This window comes from Methylobacterium sp. GXF4 (assembly GCF_000272495.1).
GTDB classification, from domain to species: domain Bacteria; phylum Pseudomonadota; class Alphaproteobacteria; order Rhizobiales; family Beijerinckiaceae; genus Methylobacterium; species Methylobacterium brachiatum.
The window spans coordinates 58,681-78,761 of sequence record NZ_AKFK01000057.1; the positions used below are offsets into that span (position 1 = coordinate 58,681).

Consider the following 20,081-nt stretch of genomic DNA (forward strand, 5'->3'; position numbering starts at 1 on the left):
GACCCCATCCTTGGCACATAACCACGCGGTGGGGCTTGGCGATCGACCCGCTGCGGCGCCCGGTACCGGCTACGAGACCGCATTCGATCCTTCAGACGGAGCTATCGTGTCGATCAAAGCCGCCCTGCACCACGTCACGCATTACCGCTACGACCGGCCGATCAGCCTCGGCCCCCAGGTGGTGCGCCTGCGCCCGGCTCCGCACGCGCGCACCAAGGTGCCGGCCTACGCGCTGACGGTGACGCCCGCCAACCATTTCCTGAACTGGCAGCAGGATCCGAGCGGCAACTGGCTCGCCCGCCTGGTCTTCCCGGAGAAGACCGACGAGCTGAAGATCGAGGTCGACCTCACCGCCGAGATGGCGGTGATCAACCCGTTCGATTTCTTCGTGGAGGATTACGCGCAGACCCGCACCTTCGCGTACGAGCCCGACCTGTCGGAGGAGCTGGCGCCCTACCTGATGCCCGTGGACGCGGACGGGCCGGAGATCGAGGCGCTGCTCGCGCGGCTGCCCGAGGAGACCAGCACGGTCCTGTTCCTGGTGGCGCTCAACGGCATGATCGCCCGCGAGATCGCCTACGGCGTGCGCCTGGAGCCGGGGGTCCAGACGCCGGCCGAGACGCTGCGGCTCAAGAGCGGGTCCTGCCGGGATTCGGCCTGGCTGCTCGTTCAGGTGCTGCGCCGGATCGGGCTCGCGGCCCGGTTCGTCTCCGGCTACCTGATCCAGCTCGTGCCCGACACCACCGCGGTCGACGGCCCGGCCGGCGCGTCGGCCGACTTCACCGACCTGCACGCCTGGGCCGAGGTCTACCTGCCGGGCGCCGGCTGGATCGGCATGGATGCGACCTCCGGGCTGCTCACCGGCGAGGGCCACATTCCGCTGGCCGCGACCCCGCATTACCGCTCGGCCGCGCCGATCTCGGGCGTGGCCGAGCCGGCCAAGACCGAGTTCGGCTTCGAGATGCGGATCACCCGGGTCGCCGAGACGCCGCGGATCACCAAGCCCTATTCCGAGGCGGTCTGGTCGGCCATGGACGCGCTGGGCGAGCGGGTCGACGCCGACCTCGTGGCCCAGGACGTCCGGCTGACCATGGGCGGCGAGCCGACCTTCGTGTCGGTGGACGATTTCGAGGCGCCGGAATGGAACATCGCCGCCGTCGGCCCGACCAAGCGGCGGCTCGCCGACACGCTGATCCGGCGCCTGCGCGACCGCTTCGGCCCGGGCGGCCTGCTGCATTACGGCCAGGGCAAGTGGTACCCCGGCGAGAGCCTGCCCCGCTGGGCCTTCGCCCTGTACTGGCGCAAGGACGGCAAGCCGATCTGGAAGGATCCGGCCCTGATCGCCCCGGAAGCGGGCGAGGGGTCTGAAGGCACCGCCACGATCGCCCAGGCGCAGGCGCTGGCCGACACCCTGGCCCGCCGGCTCGGCCTGTCCGACTACGTCTTCCCGGCCTTCGAGGATGGCGAGCTCTGGGAGAAGAAGGCCGCGGAGCTGCCGGTCAACGTCACGCCGGCCGCCGCCAAGTCCGGCTCGGTGGAGTTCGACGCCCGGATCCGGCGCGTCTACGCCCGCGGCCTCGGCGAGCCGGCGGGCTACGTCCTGCCGCTGGCGAGCCTGCCCACCGGCAAGGACGGCGACGCCGACCGGGTCTGGATCTCGGAGAAATGGGAATTCCGCCGGGGCCAGGCCTTCCTGGTGCCGGGCGATTCGCCCCTCGGCTTCCGGCTGCCCCTGTCGTCCCTGCCCTACGTGCCGCCCGAGCACTATCCCTATTACCAGCCGCAGGACCCGCTGGAGCCCCGCGGCCCCCTCCCCGACGACCCGAAAGCCAAGACCGTCGTCAACGGCGCCGGCATCACCGGCGTCGCGGTGCGCACCGCGCTGGCGATCGAGCCCCGGGACGGGATCGTGCGGGTGTTCATGCCCCCGACCCAGCGCGCCGACGAGTATCTCGAGCTTGCCGCCCATCTCGAGGCGGCCGCCGCCGCGCTGAAGCTGCCGATCCATATCGAGGGCTACGAGCCGCCCTACGATCCGCGCATCGGGCTGATCAAGGTCACACCCGATCCCGGGGTGATCGAGGTCAACGTCCACCCGGCCGCCTCCTGGCGCGAGGCGGTGGCGATCACCACCGACCTCTACGCCGAGGCCCGGCAGACCCGGCTGGGCGCGGAAAAATTCATGGTCGACGGCCGCCATACCGGCACCGGCGGCGGCAACCACGTGGTCATGGGCGGCGTCACGCCGGACGATTCGCCGTTCCTGCGCCGACCCGACCTGCTCAAGAGCCTGGTGCTCTACTGGCAGCGCCACCCGGCGCTCTCCTACCTGTTCTCCGGCCTCTATATCGGCCCGACCAGCCAGGCCCCGCGGATGGACGAGGCCCGCCACGACGGGCTCTACGAGCTGGAGATCGCGCTCGCCCAGATCCCGGCCCCCGATGCGCCCAATATCCCGCGCTGGCTGGTCGACCGGGTGTTCCGCAACATCCTGGTGGATGTCACCGGCAACACCCACCGGGCCGAGATCTGCATCGACAAGCTGTACTCGCCGGACGGGCCGACCGGGCGCCTCGGCCTCCTGGAGTTCCGGGCCTTCGAGATGCCGCCGGATGCCCGCATGAGCCTCGCGCAGCAATTGCTGCTGCGGGCCCTGGTCGCGTGGCTGTGGCGCGAGCCGCAGACCGGCGGATGTGTCCGCTGGGGCACGACGCTCCACGATCGGTTCATGCTGCCGCATTTCCTCTGGGCCGACTTCCTCGGGGTGCTGGAGGATCTCGGGGCGGCAGGCTACGCTTTCGACCCGGTCGCGTTCGAGGCGCAGGCCCAGTTCCGCTTCCCGGTCTTCGGCGTGGTCGAGCAGGGCGGGGTCCGGATGGAACTGCGCCAGGCACTGGAGCCCTGGCACGTGATGGGCGAGGAAGGGACGAGCGGGGGCACCGTGCGCTTCGTCGACAGCTCGGTCGAGCGGCTTCAGGTCAAGGTCGAGGGCTTCGTGCCCGAGCGGCACGTCATCGCCTGCAACGGGCGCCGGCTGCCCATGACCGGCACCGGCCGGGCCGGCGAGGCCGTGGCCGGCCTGCGCTTCAAGGCCTGGCAGCCGGCCTCGTCGCTGCACCCGACGATTCCCGCCCACTCGCCGCTGACCTTCGACATCCTGGACGCTTGGAGCGGGCGCTCGCTCGGCGGCTGCCGCTACCACGTCGCCCATCCGGGCGGCCGCAACTACGAGACCCACCCGGTCAACGCCTACGAGGCGGAGGGGCGCCGCCTCGCCCGCTTCGAGCCGCTGGGCCACACGCCGGGCCGGATCGAGATGCCCCGCGCCGAGGCGAGCGCTGAGTTCCCGCTCACCCTCGACCTGCGCATGCCGGCCCCGACATGACCGGGGTCCGGTGATGGAGGCGGCGCTCGCATCCGGCGCCGCCCGGGCCGAGGCGGTCGAGAGCCGGCGGGAGCGCGTCGCGCGCTGGACCGCGGGCTACCGGCCCGCCCCCGGCCGGCCGGACGAGTTCCTGGGGCCCGACGGTGCCCCGCGCGGGGCGTGGCCGCGCCTGCTCGACCATCTCGGCGCGCTGACCGAGCCGGAGATCCTGGCCCGCTTCGTCTCGGCGGAGCGGCACATCCGGGATGCCGGCATCTCCTTCCGCATCTCCGGCGACCAGCGCGAGCATCCCTGGCCGCTCGGCTGCCTGCCCCTGGTGATCGAGGGGGCCGAGTGGCGCGAGCTCAGCGCCGGCATCGTCCAGCGCGCCGAGCTGATGGAGGCGATCCTCGCCGATTCCTACGGCGCGGGCCGGCTGGTCGCCGACGGGCTGCTGCCCGCCGCGATCGTGGCCGGGACGCCGGAATTCCTCCACCCCCTGCACGGGGTCGCGCCCCCCGGCGGCCATTACCTCAAGCTCTACGCCGCCGATCTCGGCCGGGGGCCCGACGGGCGCTGGCAGGTTCTGGCCGACCGGACCCAGGCACCCTCGGGCCTCGGCTGGGCGCTGGAGAATCGCATGGTCCTGGCCCGGACCTTCCCGGACTTCTTCCAGGATCTCCACGTTGAGCGCCTGCCGGCCTTCTTCCAGGCGTTCCGCGAGGGGCTGGCGCTGGGGGCCGAGCGCTCCGACCCGCGCATCTGCCTGCTGACTTCGGGCCCCTACAGCAGCACCTATGTCGAGCAGGCGGCGCTCGCCCGCTATCTCGGCCTGATGCTGGTCGAGGGCGACGACCTCGTCATGCGGGACGGCGCCCTGCACGTGCGCACCGTCTCGGGGCTGAAGCGGGCCGATGCCCTGTGGCGCCGGATCGACGCCGATTATCTCGATCCCCTCGAGCTCAACCCCGCCTCGCGGCTGGGCGTGCCCGGCGTGATCGAGGCCCTGCGCAACGGCTCCCTGGTGATGGCCAACATGCCGGGCTCGGGCCTTGTCGAGTCCGCGGCGCTCGCCCCCTATCTCGACGGCATCGCCCGCCGGCTCCTGGGCGAGCCCCTGCGGCTCGGGCATCCGCGGGCCTGGTGGTGCGGCGACCTCGAAGGCCTGGCCCACGCGCAGGCGAATCTCGACAGCCTGATCCTGCGCCCGGCCGCCACGCCCCAGCGCGGGGCGGGGCGCGACGCGATGCTGGCGCCCCAGGCTCTGGCGGCGGAGCGGGCGCGGGTCGTGGCGGCCCTGCGCGACCGGCCGTTCGACTACGTCGCCCAGGAGGCCGCGCCGCTCTCGACCATGCCCGGCTGGGAGCGCGGCGAGGATGGCGGCCTCGTCCTGGTGCCCCGCCCCTTCGTGGTGCGCGTCTTCGCCGCCCGGACCGCCACGGGCTGGCAGGTGATGCCGGGCGGCTTCTGCCGGGTCTCCGAGCGCGAGGATGTCGACCCGATCGAGATGCGGCTCGGCATCCGCTCGGCCGACCTGTGGGTGCTGTCCGAGAGCCCGGTCGAGGCGCCGCTGATCGGCTCCCACGCGGCCCCCCGAGTGCGGCGGGTGGGCGGCCACCTGCCCTCCCGGGCCGCCGACGGCCTGTTCTGGCTCGGCCGCTACCTCGAGCGCACCGAGGCGGTGATCCGCTTGGTCCTGGCCCATCTGCGCAGCGTCGGCGACGCGGTCGGGGCCGACATCTCCGGGGCCCTCGACACCCCGGCCGCCCTGGCCCTGCGGGCGATCCTCTACGATTGGGGCGCCATCGGCGCCACCGACCTGCCGACCGCCCGGCTCGCCCAGGAGGCGCTGACCGGGCGCGAGCTGTACGGCTCGGCCCGCGCCCATATCGTCTCGGCCCGGCGCAACGCCGCCGCGCTCCGCGCCCGGCTCTCCGGCGAGGCCTGGCGGGTGCTCGCCGACCTGATTGAGAGCGTGTCCCTGGATACCGAGCGGACCTTCACCGAGTCGCAGATCGCGGGCCGGGCCGAGCGGGCGCTGAGCCAGCTGGCCGCCCTGTCGGGGCTCACCCACGAGAACATGAGCCGGGCGGAGGGCTGGCACTTCGTCGAGCTCGGCCGGCGCGTCGAGCGGGCGATCAACACCTGCACCTTCGCGCTCTCCTTCGCCAACGACGAGGCGACGCCGGGCTGCCTCGGGGTGATGCTGTCGCTGTGCGATTCGCAGATCAGCTACGGCCGGCGCTACATGCAGGGCGCGGCCCTCGACCCGGTCCGCGACATGGTGCTGCTCGACCCCTACAACCCGCGCTCGATCGCCTTCCAGGCGGAGGCGATCGCCCGGCATCTCGACGACCTGCCGGCGCTGTCGGCCGACGGCATCCCGGAGCCGCATCGCCGCCTCGCCTCCCGGATCCTGGCGGAGCTGCGCAGCGGCGAGGCCGCCGATTTCGACGCCGTGCGCCTCACCGCCCTGGAGACCGACCTCGAGCGCCTCGCCGACGGTATCGCGGTGCGCTACTTCCCGGCCGGGCCGAACGCCCTGCGCCCGGAAAAGCTGACGGGCCTCGCGTGATGAGGGGCGGCGCGCAATCCGGCCCGGATTCCTGTTCCTGCGTCAGGATCGCCGCAAAACCGATGGCCCTTTCGGCCTATGATGCGCGCGTCAGACATCGAATCGCGCGGCCGCCGGGATGATCTACACGCTGCGCCACCGCACCACCTACCGCTACGGCAAGCCGGTGCGCTTCGCCCGCTGCGCCCTGCGGCTCAAGCCGCAGGACGGCGAGGGGCAGAGCGTGCTGGCGAGCGCCGTGACCATCGACCCGAGCCCCACCAATGCGGTGATGCGGCGCGACTATTTCGGGATCGAGGCCGTGGCGATCACCCTCGATACGCCCCACACCACCTTCAGCGTCGAGGCGCTGTCCACGGTGCGGGTCGAGCGCCGCGTGCCGCCGGAGCCGGAATCCGGCCAGGCCTGGGAGCGGGTCCGCGACGCCGTGGTGGCCTCGCGCGACCTCGGCGGCCGGGCACCGGTCCACTTCCTGTTCCCGAGCGGCCGGGTGCCCCTCGTCCCCGACGTGACCGAGTATGCCCGGGCCAGCTTCGCGCCCGGCCGCAGCGCCTACGGGGCGGCCCACGACCTGATGCTGCGCATCGGCGCCGATTTCCGGTTCGATGCCAAGGCCACGCATGTGCGCACGCCGCTGGCCGAATCCTTCGCCCTCCGGGCCGGGGTCTGCCAGGATTTCGCCCACGTGATGATCGCGGGCCTGCGCGGCATGGGCCTGCCTGCGGCCTATGTCAGCGGCTATCTGCGGACCGTGCCGCCCCCGGGCAGGCCGCGGCTGCGCGGGGCGGATGCGAGCCACGCCTGGGTGGCGGTCTGGTGCGGCGAGGGCTGGCTCGGCCTCGACCCGACCAACGGCGTGCCGGTGCGGGACGACCACATCGTGGTGGCCCGCGGCCGGGATTACGGCGACGTGGCGCCGGTGGACGGCATCGTCAGCGGCTCGGGCAAGCAGCGCCTGAAGGTCGAGGTCGACGTGATCCCCGAGACCGAGACGCAGGATCTCGCCCTGGTGGGGTGAAACCGCGCCCGACCGCGCCGTGACGGCGCCGTGTCGGGGCTGCCCGCTTCGCCTTGACGTCCCCCGCTCCGGCCTCCCATCTGTTCCCTGTAACGGAGGCGGATGCATCGATGGTCACGCCCATCGCTCACAGGGTCCGGAAGCGTCGGGATGCCTTGCGGGCGGCGGGGCTCCGGCCGGTGCAGATCTGGGTGCCGGATACGAGCCGGCCGGGTTTCGCGGAGGAATGTCGGCGGCAATCGCTGCTGGTGGCGGCAGCCGATGCCTCCGATCCTGAGCTGAACGCCCTTCTCGACGCCGCCCTCGCGGATCTCGACGACCCGGCCGAGACGTGAGGCGCGGCGATCTCGTGACGGTCGCCCTGGCGGGCGATTTCGGGAAACCGCGTCCCGCCCTCGTGATCCAGTCCGACGCCTTCGCGCAGACCGGCACCGTGACGGTCCTCCTTCTGTCAACGACGTTGGTGGACGCACCGCTGATCCGGCTGACCGTGCAGCCGACGCCCGAGAACGGCTTGAACAGGCCGTCTCAGATCCAGATCGACAAGGGCATGTCGGTGCGGCGCGAGAAGGTCGGGCCGCCGATCGGCCGCCTCGATGACGCGACCCTGCTGGCGGTGACGCGCTCCCTCGCGCTGTTCCTCGGCCTCGCGTGATCCGGGCTCTGACAGTCATCTGGGCGGCCGGATCGGCCGGCCCTCACCACATCGTCCTGGCGGCCCGGGCCGGCCATTCCGCGTCGTAGGCCTGGCCGCCGACATCGCCCGCGGTGAGCGCGGCCAGGATCGCCCCGGGGCTCGGCAGCTCCGCCGGATCGACCCGGGCCTCGGGCTCCCACAGCCGGGACCGGACGATCGCCCGGGCGCACTGGAAATACGCCGCCTCGACCGTGATCACGAGGGCCGTGCGCGGCGCGTGGCCGTCCACCCGGAACGAGTCCAGGAGAGCCGGATCGGCCGAGATCACCGCCGTCCCGTTCACCCGGAAGGTCGTGCCCGAGCCCGGGATCAGGAACAGCAGCGCCACCCGCGGGTCGCGCACGACGTTGCGCAGGGAATCGATCCGGTTGTTGCCGCGCCGGTCCGGCAGGATCAGCGTGTGCGGGTCGGCGACCCGGACGAAGCCCGGGCGGTCGCCCCGGGGGCTGCAATCGAGCCCTTCGGGGCCGGATGTCGCCAGCACCGCGAACGGCGCGGCGGCGATCAGCGCGGCGTAATCCGGCGTGATCGCCGCCGTGACCTTGGCCACGGAGGCGGGGGCCAGCGGCGCATGATAGATCGCCTCCAGCTGCGCGACGGTCTCGACGATCATCGCCGTCAGGCGACCTTGGCCGCGCCGGCCGTGAAGGCGGCGTGCTCGGCCACCAGGGCGCCCGACAGGGCCGATGCGATCAGCGCCCGGGTCTCCGCCACCCCGTACAGGGCCACGAAGGAGCCGAAGCGCGGCCCCCGCGCCTCACCGAACAGCACGTTGTACAGGCTCGTGAACCAGGCCTGCGACACGCCGGGCCGCCCGTCCGGGCTCTTGGCCTTGCCGGACAGGTCCGGGAAATGCCGCCGCCCGACCTCGTAGACCGCCGCCTGCAGGGCCTCCGGGTCGGTGGAGCCGTCATGTGCCGCAAGGGTCTCCGACAGATCCTCCAGGGCGGCCCGCTCCTCCGGGGTGGGCTCCCGGTAGGTTTTGACCGGGCGCACGAAGTCGGAGAAGTACGTCAGGGCGTGGACCACAAGCCGGTCGAGGCCCGGATGGGTCTCCGGCCCGGTCTGCGGCGCGTAGCGGCGGATGAAGCCCCACAGCACCGCCGGATCCTCGGTGTTGGCCACCGCGGCGAGGTTGAGCAGCATCGCGAAGGTCAGGCTCGCGCCCTCGACCCGCTCGGGCTCCGGCGGGTTGCCGGCATGTAGGTGCCAGACCGGGTTGCCCAGCCGCAGCTTCGCGTCCTGGCCGGCATAGCGGTCGAGGAAGCCGATATACTCGTCGACGTGGCGCGGGATCACGTCGAAGAACAGGCGCTTGGCCTCCCGGGGCTTGTTGTACATGAACAGGCCTAGGGATTCCCGCGTGCCGTACTTCAGCCACTCGTCGATGGTCAGGCCGTTGCCCTTCGACTTCGAGATCTTTTGGCCCTTCTCGTCGAGGAACAGCTCGTAGTTGAACCCGTCCGGCGGCTCGCCGCCGAGCGCCCGGGCGATCTTGCCGGACAGCTTGACCGAGTCGATCAGGTCCTTGCCGGCCATCTCGTAATCGACGCCCAGCGCCACCCAGCGCATTGCCCAGTCGGGCTTCCATTGCAGCTTGGCGTGGCCGCCGGTCACCGGGGTCTCGTAGCGCTCGCCCGTGGCGGGGTCGCGCCAGACCAGGGTGCCGGTCTCGACCCGCACCTCGTCGATCGGCACCTGCATCACGTGGCCGGTGACCGGGTGGAGCGGCAGGAACGGCGAGTAGGAGGCCGAGCGCTCGGCGCGCAGCGACGGCAGCATGATCTCCATCACGGCGTCGTAGCGCTCCAGCACGCGCAGCAGCGCCGCGTCGAACCGGCCCGACGTGTAGTAGTCGGTCGCGGAGGCGAACTCGTAATCGAAGCCGAAGCTGTCCAGGAAGGCGCGCAGCCGGGCATTGTTGGCCGCCCCGAAGGAGGGGTGCTCGTTCGAGAACGGGTCCGGGATGCGCGAGAGCGGCTTGCCGAGATGGGCGGCCAGCATCTCGCGGTTCGGCACGTTGTCCGGGACCTTGCGCAGCCCGTCCATGTCGTCCGAGAAGGCGAGCAGCCGGGTCGGCACCGCGTCCCGGGTCAGCACCCGGAAGGCGTGGCGCACCATGGAGGTGCGGGCGACCTCCCCGAAGGTGCCGATATGCGGCAGCCCCGACGGCCCGTAGCCGGTCTCGAACAGAACCTCGGTCTTGCCGGATTTCTCCAGCCGCGCGACGAGCTTGCGCGCCTCCTCGAACGGCCAGGCGGCGGCGGTGGCGGCGGCCTCGATCAGGTCGGGGTCGAGGGTCAGGGCAGGTGCGGTGGGCATGATTTCGTGGGTGACGGAACGCTGGGATCGCGTACCCTAGAGCGGTTCGAGCCCCAGCGGAACGCCCGTGGGCGCAATCCGGTGTCCCGGGGGCGTTCGGGGCAGGCTGATTGGGTTTAGCGCAGCCTCACAAACCATATTTGGCCCGGATGGCCTGCACCTCAGCGTCCGTGGCGTATTCGCCGCGTGCTTCCTCGGCATCGGCTGCGTCCTGCTCCGCCTCCTCCTCTGGGGTGAAGTGGTAGACAGGCGTCTCCTCCCCCAGGATCGCGAGCATCACACGGGCGATCTCGTCCTGCATCTCCGGGGCGAGGTCCCGCGCCTTCGCCACGGCCTTGTCGAGAAGATCCGTCATGCCTCGATCCTGTCGGGGAGACCCGGCGCGGCGCAGGATCCCGATTCCCGGCCGGGAAGAAAGCCCCTCAGAACGGGCTCACCGGGAAGAAGCGCAGGTACAGCTCGGTGTATTTCCCGTCGTCCCAGACCCGCTGGAGCGCGTCGTCCAGCGCCCGGGATAGCGCCGCATCCTCCTGGCGGGTGATCAGCCCGATGCCCTCGCCGAAATAGCGGTTCTCCAGATAGTCGCCGCCGATCAGGGCGCAGCAATTGTCCGCCTCCTGGCCGCCGACATAGAGGGCGAGGTTGAGGCCGTCGGCGAACAAATAGTCGATCTCGCCGCGCTTGAGCGCGCCCTCGGCGGCGGCCAGGTCGAGGAACTCCTTCGGGACGGCCTTGGGGAAGAAGGCCTTGAGGTAGGCCGCATGCGCGCTGCCGCCCATCACCCCGACGCTGCGGCCGGCCAGCGCCGCGGCCGAGGGGACCGGCAGGCCCTTGTCGGTGCGCGCGGCGAAGCGCGCCGGCCAGCGGAAATACGGCCGCGTCGCCAGGAATTTCTCGCGCAACGTGGCGGTCAGGGGGACGGCGGCCGCGATCACGTCGCCCTGCCGGCCGTCCAGGGCGTCGAGCAGGGTATCGAACCGGCGCGCCTGCACCGTGCAGGTGATCGTCAGCTTCTCGCAGACCGCGCGGGCGAGCTCGACCGCGAAGCCGGTGGGGTTGCCGTCGGGGCCGGCGAAGTGCAGCGGCGGGAACTCGTCGTCGGTCAGGAACCGGATCGCCCGGCCGGTCTGGGGTGCCTCGACCCGCTCACCCCGGCTGCGCGGGTTCCAGAAATTCGGGACCGTCACGGCGGGCGTCGCGGCTTGTGTCGCGGCCGGCGGCGCAGCGCTGGCGGGGCCGGATCCGGCCCATAGGAGCGCCGTGAGCACGACCATCCCGAGGGACGATCGCGCGCGTCGTCCGCCCGATCTTGACGACGGGAAGACGGCGATGCTCCTCTCGGAGGACGGGAATCGGGTCTGGCTCACACCCCTCCCCTAGCACGTCCTGGAGCCACCGGGGGAGCGCCGGCGTGTCGGTCCAGCGCCTGCCCACGGCCGCATTCGCGCACAGGATCTCCCTGCCGCCGGAGATCGGTTTCCTGCTCGCCGAGGGTGTCGACGCCCAGCGGCTGATCCGGGCGGCCCGGGACGCCGCCGCTTCCGGCACCGACGCGGCGACCGCCCTCCTGAATGCCGGGCTGCTGGACGAGACGGCGTATTATCGTGCCCTGGCCCGGAAACTCGGTGCCCCCTATCTCGACGGGCCGATTCCGTTCGGGCTGGGGCTGCGCTTCCCCGACAGCCTGGTCGCCGGGCTCGCGCCGCTGGCGCCCGGATCGGTCGCCCCCTGCGTGCTGGCGCCCCGCGGCCGGCTGATCGCGGAGCTTCTCGACGCCCCCCGTCGCGCCGCGATGCCGGCGATCACCAGCCCGACGCATCTGCGCGAGGCGGTGTTCGCGGCGATCCCCGGGGCGGTGGCCGATCACGCCGCGCAGGATCTGCGGCGCCACAGGCCCGAGCAGGCCGTGCCGCACGAGCCCGCGAGCCGGTGGCTGCTGCTCCTCGCGCTCGCGTCGATCGCGGCGCTGTGCCTCTTCGCCCTGCTCCCGCCGCCCCTCGCCCGTGCGGTGACCCTGGCGGGCCAGGGCCTGTTCCTGGCGATGACGACGTTCCGGCTGACCGCGCCGGTCATCGCCGCCCCGGTCGCCGCCGCCCCGGTGGACCTGCTCCCCGACGCCGAGCTGCCGGTCTACACGGTGCTCGTCGCGCTCCATCGCGAGGCCGCGGTGGTGCCGCGCCTGATCCAGGGGCTCGCGGCCCTCGATTATCCGGCGGCCAAGCTGGACATCAAGCTCCTGATCGAGGCGGACGACCCGGAGACCGCGGCGGCCTTGGCACGGATCGTCCTGCCCGCCCGGTTCGAGGTGATCACGGTGCCGCCGGGCGCGCCCCGCACCAAGCCGCGGGCGCTCAACGCCGCCCTGCCGCTCGCCCGCGGTGCCCTGCTCACGGTCTACGATGCCGAGGACGTGCCCGATCCCGGGCAGCTGCGGCTCTCCGCGTCGCTGTTCGCGCGCCTGCCCGAGCGCACCGCCTGCCTGCAGGGCCGCCTCGTGATCGACAATGCCGGCGATTCGCACTTGGCCCGCGCCTTCGCCCTCGAATATGCGGGGCTGTTCGACGTCCTGAACCCGGCGCTCGCACGCCTCGACCTGCCGGTCCCGCTGGGCGGCACCTCGATGCACCTGCGCACCCGGGTGCTGCGGGACTTGCGCGGCTGGGATTCCTGGAACGTCACCGAGGATGCCGATCTCGGCATCCGGCTGGCCCTCGCGGGCTACGCGGTGGGCGACCTGCCGAGCGCCACGATCGAGGAGGCGCCGGCCCGGCTCGGCCCCTGGCTGGCCCAGCGCACCCGCTGGCTGAAGGGCCTGATGCAGACCAGCCTCACCCACGGGCGCCGCCCGCTGGCCAATGCCTACCGGCTCGGCGGACTGGAGGCGCTGTGCGCGGCGGCGCTGGTGCCCGGCACGGTGGCCTCTTCCCTGGCCTATCCGGTCTGCCTCGCCTGCGCGGTCTGGAACTTCCTGGTTCTGGAAATCCCCGCCGCCCCGTCCTTCGCGGACAATCTCGCCGCGGGTTTCGCCATCACCCTGTTCGGCGTGGGATTTGCCGCCATGGTCCTGCCGGCCCTGGTCGGCTGCACCCGTCGCGGCTGGGGCGACCTCGCGCAATCGACCCCCTGGATGCCGGCCTACTTCCTGCTCGTCAGCCTGGCCGCCTGGCTGGCCCTGATTGAGCTGGTTCGCGCGCCGGTGCGCTGGAACAAGACCCAGCACGGCCTGTCCCGCACCTCGCGCAGCGGCCGGCTGCCCCGGCGGGCGTCGTAAAGCGCGGATTCGGATGACACAGATGTTGCCAGCGCACGGAACTTTGGGAACAGTCGGCCAAGGCGGCTCGTTCGGCCCTTGCGGCACGTCGCTTTGGCGAGCCGGAGACGACTAGGACAACTCTATGGCTACCGGTACCGTGAAGTGGTTCAACGAGACCAAGGGCTACGGCTTCATCCAGCCCGATGATGGCGGCAAGGACGTGTTCGTCCACATCTCGGCTGTCGAGCGCGCAGGGATGCGCAACCTGATCGAGGGGCAGAAGATCTCCTACGACGTCGAGGCCGATCGGCGCAGCGGCAAGGAGAGCGCGGCCAATCTGAAGGCCGACTGAGCTTTCCCGATCCGGGACCGGAGCGGGCGCCCGCGCTTGCGCTTTGGCTAACCGGAGCTGCCTATCATCGGTTTCGCGAGCCGCGTTGCGTATCGGCTCGCGCCGGTGACATCGACGACCTCCCCGCTGCCCCGTGATCGGATCGGGGCGCGGGGGGGCGTGTCACGCAGGATCCTCTCCTTCCGACGCCGCGACCGAAACCTGGCTCTCCGGAGCCTGCGGGCCCGGATGCATCAGGGTCGCGTGCCGGTCATGCGCCTTCCAGACCGGTAGCGAGCCTTCCCGGACGAACATCGCGAAGGCTTCCACCGCCTCCCAGCGCGCGAAGGCCTGCTCCCCGTCGAGGGCGCGACCGACGATGCAGGCGCCCTCGGGCGCCTCCAGATCGGGGGCTGACGCCGGGCTGCGGCGCTCCAATGCGAAGACCACGCCCGATCGATCGGGCCTGAGCGCGTCCGGCAGAGCCCCGATCCGGCGCCAGAGACAGTGCCATTGGACGCAGGTCTCGGGACGCTCCGCGTAGATCCCGCAAGCCCGGCCGGTGTTGTGCCGACACAGGATTCCCGCGGGCTTGTCGAGCGCCTTGATCTCCAGGACCCGGCAACAGGCCGTGCACGCGCCGCAGGAGCGACCGGGGACGAGGCCGCCTGCGGCGCGCGAGGCCGTCAAGCGCGGAGGGCCGCGGCCGAGGAGGTCATCGATGATCCTGTGAGGGGCCGACGCGCGGAGTGCGGCGTCAGCAAACGCGGTGGGATGCCAGCCGGTGATGTTACAATGTTGCGAAACGTCCCCCCGCGGTGGAGAGCCTCGCCGATGCCCGAGAATGCCACGCTCTGGGACCTCGTGACCGACGAGCGCATCGCCATCGAGGCGGTTGGCCGCGCGGTCGACGCCTATCTCGCCGAACCGACGACGCAGGATCACCCGATCGGGCCGGATCACGTCCTCGATCTGGCCGCGGCCGTCGCGGCGCATGCCTTCGCACCCGCCACGATGGTCGATGTCGAGGCCGACGAGCCGGCCCGCCGCATGGCCGTTCGATCGGCCCTGCTGATGGCGCGCCCCACGGCGCGATGACGCGCCGGCCGCCGGCCTCGCACTCGGCCGCATCGCCCCGTCCCGGAGCGGCGCGGCCGGGAGGCCCTACTCGTCGTCGTCGTCGTTGACCTCGACGAGGTCGGCGGTGTTCTCGTCGTCCTCGTCGACCACCAGGGTGTCGTCCTCGACCGTCTCGCCGTCATCCTCGATATCCAGGGCGTCGTCGCCCTCGGTATCGGTGTCCTTGTCGGCTTCCTCGGCTTCGACCTCGTCGAGCGACACGAGCTCGGGGCCCTCGGCCTCGTCCTCCTCGTCGGCCGGCGCCTCCTTGCGGGCCACGACGGGCGGGGCGGCCCGGCCGAACGACGTCGCGACGGCGGTCGGGACGACCTCGCCCGAATAGGGGGAGACGACGGGATCCTTGTTGAGGTCGTAGAACTTTTTCCCCGTCGTCGGGCAGATCCGCTTTGTACCAAGGTCCGGACGCGCCACTGCAACTCTCCTTAGAACGTGTTCGATGCCGGATTGCCGGCGTGGTTTCGAGCCTGTGTAGCACAGGACGGCGTCCGGCTACCCCTCCGTTGCGCCCTCTGTGCAGGGCGCATCACGGATCCTTGGCGGACGGGCAGCCCTTTCCGGTCGGGAATCCGGATGCCCGCGACCGGGTCACGACCGGCCCGACGGACCTGTCCGGAAGCCCGGATCGCGCCGCCTCGCCGGTGCGTCGCCCCCAGCCCATGACAGATTGCGCCGCGGAATGTCCGCAGGTGACTGGCATCCGCGCGGCAAGGCTGGCATAGGGCACTTATGTCAGACGTACCACACCCCTACTCCATCGAGGTCTCCCCCATCGCCAAGCCGGAGGGCCATTTCCAATGGGCCATCCGCCGGAGCGGTAAGCTGATCGAGCGATCCGATCGCCCGCATCGCAGCGAGGCGAAGGCGTATGAGAGCGCCATGGAGGCCATCGAGCGGGCGATGAAGCCGGGCGCCGACGGCGGCCGTCGCTGAGCGCATGAGGCCGGCGGCCCTGCCTCACGGCCCGTGAGGCGGCGCGCCGCACCGAATCAGGTCGCGATCCCGGTGCCCCGCCCTTCGGCGGGCGCCCCGGAGACGTGCGTCCGCCGCCACCGGCCTCGCGCCGTGGCGGAGGTGCGGTCGGCCATGCGTCGCGGTCCGGGCAGCAATCGCGGCCGCGGCTAGAACCAACTGCGGCCCAGCTCGTTGTCCAACATGCCGCAGCGGAAAGACCAGACTGACTGCACCTGCGCGACCCTGCGGGAACGCCTGGCGTTCAACATCCTGTTGGACGAGCTGGCCATCGCGGCGTTGTCGGACGCGCTGGCGCTCCTGCACGCCACCGGCGATCCGGGCGCCACGCAGATCGAGCATACGATCCGGACCCACCGCATCGCCATCCTGAAACAGCGGGTCATCCTCGGCGCCGCGGGCATCGAACTCGAATGACGGGGGCGGCGCTCTTCGTCGTGCGGGCGAGGAAATCTCACGGGACCGCAACGTACAATTGCCCGACCGCGGAATGGGCGCTCAGGAAGCTGGGCGATTTCCAGGCTGCCGGCCATGACAGCATCAGCATCGTCGGACCGGACGGGCAGAGCCTGACCGAGGCCGAGCTCCGCGCGATGATCGACGGTCCCGGGGCCGCGGCGCACAAAGCCGACCGCTTCACGGCCGATCTCAAGTCCTGAGCCTGCCGGTCGCGTTGCGAGCGACAGCGCCCCGGGATCAGCATTCCGGCAGGTTCACCGCGAGCCCGCCCAGGCTGGTCTCCTTGTACTTGGCGCTCATCTCCTCGCCGGTCTGGCGCATCGCCGCGATGCAATTGTCGAGCGGCATGAAGTGCGAGCCGTCGCCGCGCAGCGCCAGCGATGCCGCCGCCACCGCCTTGGTGGCGCCGATCCCGTTGCGCTCGATGCAGGGCACCTGAACCAGCCCGGCCACGGGATCGCATGTCATGCCGAGGTGATGCTCCAGGGCGATCTCGGCGGCGTTCTCGACCTGGGCGGGCGTCCCGCCGAGCACGGCGCAGAGGCCGGCCGCCGCCATGGCGCTGGCCGACCCGACCTCCCCCTGGCAGCCGGCCTCCGCCCCGGAGATCGAGGCGTTGTGCTTGATCAGGCCGCCGATCGCCGCGGCCGTCAGGAGGAATTCGGGAATCCGCGCCGGATCGGCCCCGATGCAATGGTCGAGGTAGTATCGGGCCACCGCCGGGACGACCCCGGCCGCGCCGTTGGTGGGCGCGGTCACGACCGCGCCGCCGGCCGCGTTCTCCTCGTTGACCGCCATGGCGTACACGCTCAGCCAATCCGTCATGACGTGCGGTTGGGCCATGTTCGAACCGTGCTCGCGTTCGAGCTGGTCCCGGATCCGCTTGGCCCGGCGCTTGACCCGCAGGCCGCCGGGCAGCTCGCCCTCCCGGGACAGGCCGCGCTCGACGCACGCATTCATCGCCTGCCAGATCCGGGTGAGGCCGGCCTCGACCTCCGCCTCGGAGCGGCCGACGAGCTCGTTGGCGCGCTTCATCGCGGCCACGGACAGGCCGCTGTCGTGCGCCATGCGGAGCATCGCCGCCGAACTCTCGAACGGATAGGGCCAGAGCCGGAGATCCGCGGCAGTGCCGGGCGGGGGCACGTCGGCGGCGCGCTCGGCCGCGGTGACCACGAAGCCGCCGCCGATCGAGTAGAAGGTCTCGGACAGGAGCGGCGCGCCCGCCGCGTCGAGGGCGGCGATCACCAGGCCGTTGGCGTGGCCGGGCAGCGGCGGTCCGTAATCGAACACGATCGCCGTCTCCGGGTCGAAGGCGAGGACCGGCAGGTCCACCGGGGCGAGCCGCTTCTCGGCGCGCAAAGCCTCCAGCCTGCGCTCCGCGTCGTCGATCGCGATGTCGGCCGGCCGGAATCCCAGGAGGCCGAGCGCTACGGCGCGGTCGGTGGCGTGTCCGCGGCCGGTGAAGGCGAGCGAGCCGTGCAGCGTCACCCGCAGGGCGGCGGCCGCGGCCCGCGCCTCGTGCCGACGCAGGAGATCGAGGAAGTCGGCGGCCGCCGTCATCGGCCCCATCGTGTGGGACGAGGAGGGCCCGAGGCCGGGCTTGAAGACGTCGAACACGCTGAGAAACATCGGTTTGCCTATACCGGCCGCGATACCCCGTCACGGGCCGCGGCGATCCTTCATCGAAGCCACGGCCGCGCCGGCCGACGGCGCTCCCGCCGGTGCGGCGATCCGCTGTCGACGCCGACAGGGCCCCGATGGAAGAAACGCGCCACGTGCCGATCGGGCCCGGGATCGCCCATGGCCGCGCTCGGGCAGGAGGATGTATCGGGGGCGCATGGGCGGAGGCTTGCCGCGGACGCGCCAGCGGTGCCGGAAGCGCGTTACGCCGCGCGCTGCAGCGCGCGTCGGGGGTTAAGCCGCGTCGGCGGGGTCCTTGATCGCCCCGGGGGCCTGCTCTGCCGTCCGGGGAGCCGCGCTGCGGTCCGCCCCGTCCCGGGAATTCGAGTCGGACGCCGGTTGCGGGTAGCCATTCGCACCGAGGCGCTTCCGGCCGGCGCGGGCGCTGGCCTTCTTGTCCTCCGGAGAGGGGTGCGCGCTGCCGCTCTGATCCCGGGCCATGACGATCTCCTGACCTCACATCCAACCGGTGAGGCGGCCCCCGGTTCGGTGTCGGCGGGAGGAGAGCCTCGCCCCGGTATCGGATCCGGGACGAGGCGTCAGCTGCGGCCGGGGCGAGGAGCCCCGGCGCGCGGCGGCGTCAGTAGCGGCAGACGCGCCGCGGGCCGAAGGGCGTCGGGCGGAAGAAGCAGCGGGGGCCGTAGAAGCGCGGCCGGCGGTATATCGGGCGGCAGCGGCCGTAGGGCCCGGGTGCGAAGCCGGGACCGCAGCCATAGGCGACGGTGCTGATCGGCGCGGCCCCGGTGACCGTATCGGCGGCCGGCGGCGCCAGGGGCGCGGCGCCGGCGGAGGCGAAGCCGAGGCCGCCGACGACGGCCGCGGCTGCCGCGAGCATCTTCACGTGCATCATGGTCAGACCCTCTGTGCAGGCTTGCACCGGATCCGCCCGGCGCAAGATGCCGGGGAGATTGGTCCGGCGGCCTGAATAGAGGCTGACCTTGGCTTTTACGGCCCAGAAACAAACGGGTCCCCGGCCCGCGTGGCCCGGATGCGGCTTACGGGCTGCGGGGCTTGTCGCGCTCGGCGCCGAGGCTCTTGCCGCCCCGGGCCGCCTCCTCGGCCTCGGTGCCGGCCCGCTCCATCGGGCCGTCCTGCGGCTTGACCGTGCCGGTGGCCGTGTCCAGCGGGGCGTTGGCCAGGCCCTCGCTCTCGGGCTTGCCCTGGGGCATCCGCTGAGCCTGCGTGTCGGTCGGCACGTCAGCCATGCTGTGTTCCTTCACGGTCGGAGGGCCCGGCCTTCGGGGCCGGATCCGAAGGGGCCGGGGTGGCGCCGGCGGGAACGGCCGGCGGGGTCGGGTGGTGCTCGGCAGCTGCCCGCGCCCGACGCTGGGCGTCGTACTCGGTGTTGGCGAGATCCTGGGTGTTGGTCGTCGGCGCGTCTTGCATGCGGAGGCTCCCTTTCGGGGACAACCCCGTGAGAGGCCGGCGGTATCCGACCGCGCGGATGGGCCCGTCGGGCGGGGCGACGGGTGGGGCCGACCTTCGGTCGCAGCGCACGGACAAGCCGCCGAGGAACGGCGCTGCCGGCCTCGTGTTGATGGCCCAATCAAGATCCGCGAGGCGCAGCGATGTCAGGAACCGCCAAGAAGACCGATCCGAAGCTGTGGGACAAGGTCAAGCACGAGGTCACGGAATCCGACAAGGGCGGCAAGCCCGGGCAATGGTCGGCCCGGAAGGCCCAGATGGCGACCGCCGAATACAAGAAGGAAGGCGGCGGCTACGCCGGCAAGAAGGATCCCGACAACCACCTCCAGCAATGGACCGAGGAGGAGTGGGGCACAAAATCCGGAACGGAGAGCGGCAAGACCGGCGAGCGCTACCTGCCCAAGAAGGCCCGGGAGAGCCTGACCGACGCGGAATACGCGGCCAGCACCGCCAAGAAGCGGGCCGATACGCGCAAGGGCAAGCAATTCTCGAAACAGCCCAAGGCGGCGGCCGAGAAGGCTGCTGCGGCGCGCGAGGGCGGGTCTTCAGGCGTGACGAAGGCGGCGCTGATGCGCAAGGCCCGGGCGCAGAACGTGCCCGGCCGCTCGCGGATGTCGAAGGCCGAGCTCGCGCACGCCGTACAGGCCTAGGGAGGCGGAAACGAAGACGTCCCGGGATGTGATCCCGGGACGCTCCTCGACTAAGCGACCAGTCTGATCGGGCTGGGGATGCTTAGGTCAAGCGGTTTGGCGAGGTCTTAGTACGAGCCGAACTTGTAGTTCAGGCCGGCGCGGACCACGGCGAACTCGTCGTCGCGGCGGCCGACGTTGCTGTAGGCGACCGGGAAG

Annotated in this window: 23 protein-coding genes and 1 pseudogene; 12 read left to right on the forward strand and 12 right to left on the reverse strand. The window is 71.9% G+C overall.

Annotated elements, in window-relative coordinates; all coding sequences use genetic code 11:
- Positions 1-106 precede the first annotated feature (106 nt).
- The 5 genes from WYO_RS13055 to WYO_RS13075 all read left to right on the forward strand — a co-directional run bounded on the left by WYO_RS13055 (position 107) and on the right by WYO_RS13075 (position 7,612).
- Positions 107-3,385, forward strand: a complete 3,279-nt coding sequence (locus tag WYO_RS13055; RefSeq protein ID WP_007563093.1) for a transglutaminase family protein — start codon at positions 107-109, stop codon at positions 3,383-3,385.
- 13 nt (positions 3,386-3,398) lie between these two features.
- Positions 3,399-5,939, forward strand: a complete 2,541-nt coding sequence (locus WYO_RS13060) for a circularly permuted type 2 ATP-grasp protein (protein WP_007563095.1) — start codon at positions 3,399-3,401, stop codon at positions 5,937-5,939.
- 118 nt (positions 5,940-6,057) lie between these two features.
- Entirely contained in the window at positions 6,058-6,957 is a 900-nt protein-coding gene (locus WYO_RS13065) for a transglutaminase family protein (RefSeq protein WP_007563097.1), read from the forward strand.
- A 110-nt stretch (positions 6,958-7,067) separates the two neighbouring features.
- Positions 7,068-7,292, forward strand: coding sequence for an antitoxin MazE family protein (locus WYO_RS13070; RefSeq protein WP_007563098.1), 225 nt, complete (start codon positions 7,068-7,070; stop codon positions 7,290-7,292).
- Positions 7,289-7,612 (forward strand): type II toxin-antitoxin system PemK/MazF family toxin, encoded by a 324-nt coding sequence (locus WYO_RS13075; protein ID WP_039902863.1) that lies wholly within the window; start codon positions 7,289-7,291, stop codon positions 7,610-7,612. The genes WYO_RS13070 and WYO_RS13075 overlap by 4 nt, the downstream gene beginning before the upstream one ends.
- Before the next feature lie 43 nt (positions 7,613-7,655).
- Here WYO_RS13075 and WYO_RS13080 read toward each other — a convergent pair whose 3' ends face one another.
- The 4 genes from WYO_RS13080 to WYO_RS13095 form a co-directional block, all read right to left on the reverse strand.
- Positions 7,656-8,267: a pyridoxamine 5'-phosphate oxidase family protein gene (locus tag WYO_RS13080; RefSeq protein ID WP_007563102.1), complete on the reverse strand. Its 612-nt coding sequence runs from the start codon at positions 8,265-8,267 to the stop codon at positions 7,656-7,658.
- 5 nt (positions 8,268-8,272) lie between these two features.
- On the reverse strand, positions 8,273-9,976 hold the full coding sequence (locus WYO_RS13085; protein WP_007563104.1) for a lysine--tRNA ligase: 1,704 nt from the start codon (positions 9,974-9,976) through the stop codon (positions 8,273-8,275).
- Between the two features lie 127 nt (positions 9,977-10,103).
- Positions 10,104-10,331, reverse strand: coding sequence for a hypothetical protein (locus WYO_RS13090; RefSeq protein WP_007563106.1), 228 nt, complete (start codon positions 10,329-10,331; stop codon positions 10,104-10,106).
- A gap of 67 nt (positions 10,332-10,398) precedes the next feature.
- Complete coding sequence (locus tag WYO_RS13095) at positions 10,399-11,343, reverse strand: transporter substrate-binding domain-containing protein (RefSeq protein WP_128754996.1); 945 nt, start codon at positions 11,341-11,343, stop codon at positions 10,399-10,401.
- 44 nt (positions 11,344-11,387) lie between these two features.
- Between WYO_RS13095 and WYO_RS13100 the strand changes: the two genes are divergently transcribed.
- Positions 11,388-13,247 carry a glycosyltransferase family 2 protein gene (locus WYO_RS13100; RefSeq protein WP_007563110.1) on the forward strand — a complete coding sequence of 620 codons (1,860 nt, stop codon included), beginning with the start codon at positions 11,388-11,390 and terminating at the stop codon, positions 13,245-13,247.
- A 124-nt stretch (positions 13,248-13,371) separates the two neighbouring features.
- Positions 13,372-13,581: a cold-shock protein gene (locus WYO_RS13105; protein ID WP_007563113.1), complete on the forward strand. Its 210-nt coding sequence runs from the start codon at positions 13,372-13,374 to the stop codon at positions 13,579-13,581.
- 162 nt (positions 13,582-13,743) lie between these two features.
- Here the strand turns inward: WYO_RS13105 and WYO_RS29025 are convergent, their stop codons facing one another.
- Entirely contained in the window at positions 13,744-14,250 is a 507-nt protein-coding gene (locus WYO_RS29025; protein ID WP_007563115.1) for a hypothetical protein, read from the reverse strand.
- 144 nt (positions 14,251-14,394) lie between these two features.
- Between WYO_RS29025 and WYO_RS13115 the strand changes: the two genes are divergently transcribed.
- Entirely contained in the window at positions 14,395-14,658 is a 264-nt protein-coding gene (locus tag WYO_RS13115; RefSeq protein WP_007563117.1) for a hypothetical protein, read from the forward strand.
- Positions 14,659-14,724: 66 nt separating this feature from the next.
- Here WYO_RS13115 and WYO_RS13120 read toward each other — a convergent pair whose 3' ends face one another.
- The gene (locus WYO_RS13120) at positions 14,725-15,111 is read right to left on the reverse strand and encodes a TIGR02300 family protein (RefSeq protein WP_007563119.1); all 387 of its coding nucleotides are present in this window, start codon (positions 15,109-15,111) and stop codon (positions 14,725-14,727) included.
- 315 nt (positions 15,112-15,426) lie between these two features.
- Between WYO_RS13120 and WYO_RS13125 the strand changes: the two genes are divergently transcribed.
- The 3 genes from WYO_RS13125 (at position 15,427) to WYO_RS13135 (ending at position 16,328) form a co-directional block, all read left to right on the forward strand.
- A complete protein-coding gene (locus WYO_RS13125) occupies positions 15,427-15,630 on the forward strand; it encodes a hypothetical protein (RefSeq protein WP_007563121.1) in 204 nt (67 codons plus the stop codon).
- A gap of 222 nt (positions 15,631-15,852) precedes the next feature.
- On the forward strand, positions 15,853-16,086 hold the full coding sequence (locus WYO_RS13130; RefSeq protein ID WP_007563123.1) for a hypothetical protein: 234 nt from the start codon (positions 15,853-15,855) through the stop codon (positions 16,084-16,086).
- Positions 16,083-16,328, forward strand: a complete 246-nt coding sequence (locus tag WYO_RS13135; protein WP_007563125.1) for a hypothetical protein — start codon at positions 16,083-16,085, stop codon at positions 16,326-16,328. The genes WYO_RS13130 and WYO_RS13135 overlap by 4 nt, the downstream gene beginning before the upstream one ends.
- Positions 16,329-16,365: 37 nt before the next feature.
- Here the strand turns inward: WYO_RS13135 and WYO_RS13140 are convergent, their stop codons facing one another.
- From WYO_RS13140 to WYO_RS30885, 5 genes are all read right to left on the reverse strand, one after another.
- Entirely contained in the window at positions 16,366-17,757 is a 1,392-nt protein-coding gene (locus WYO_RS13140; protein WP_007563127.1) for an L-serine ammonia-lyase, read from the reverse strand.
- Between the two features lie 285 nt (positions 17,758-18,042).
- Positions 18,043-18,249 (reverse strand): hypothetical protein, encoded by a 207-nt coding sequence (locus WYO_RS13150; RefSeq protein WP_007563129.1) that lies wholly within the window; start codon positions 18,247-18,249, stop codon positions 18,043-18,045.
- A 139-nt stretch (positions 18,250-18,388) separates the two neighbouring features.
- Positions 18,389-18,658, reverse strand: coding sequence for a hypothetical protein (locus tag WYO_RS13155; protein ID WP_007563132.1), 270 nt, complete (start codon positions 18,656-18,658; stop codon positions 18,389-18,391).
- A gap of 145 nt (positions 18,659-18,803) precedes the next feature.
- Positions 18,804-19,013: a hypothetical protein gene (locus tag WYO_RS13160; protein WP_007563133.1), complete on the reverse strand. Its 210-nt coding sequence runs from the start codon at positions 19,011-19,013 to the stop codon at positions 18,804-18,806.
- Positions 19,006-19,194, reverse strand: coding sequence for a hypothetical protein (locus WYO_RS30885; RefSeq protein ID WP_007563135.1), 189 nt, complete (start codon positions 19,192-19,194; stop codon positions 19,006-19,008). The genes WYO_RS13160 and WYO_RS30885 overlap by 8 nt, the downstream gene beginning before the upstream one ends.
- A gap of 182 nt (positions 19,195-19,376) precedes the next feature.
- Here WYO_RS30885 and WYO_RS13165 point away from each other — a divergent pair, with 182 nt between their 5' ends.
- A complete protein-coding gene (locus WYO_RS13165) occupies positions 19,377-19,883 on the forward strand; it encodes a hypothetical protein (RefSeq protein ID WP_007563137.1) in 507 nt (168 codons plus the stop codon).
- Positions 19,884-19,990: 107 nt separating this feature from the next.
- Here the strand turns inward: WYO_RS13165 and WYO_RS32165 are convergent.
- Positions 19,991-20,081, reverse strand: a pseudogene (locus tag WYO_RS32165) (porin family protein); the annotation flags it as partial.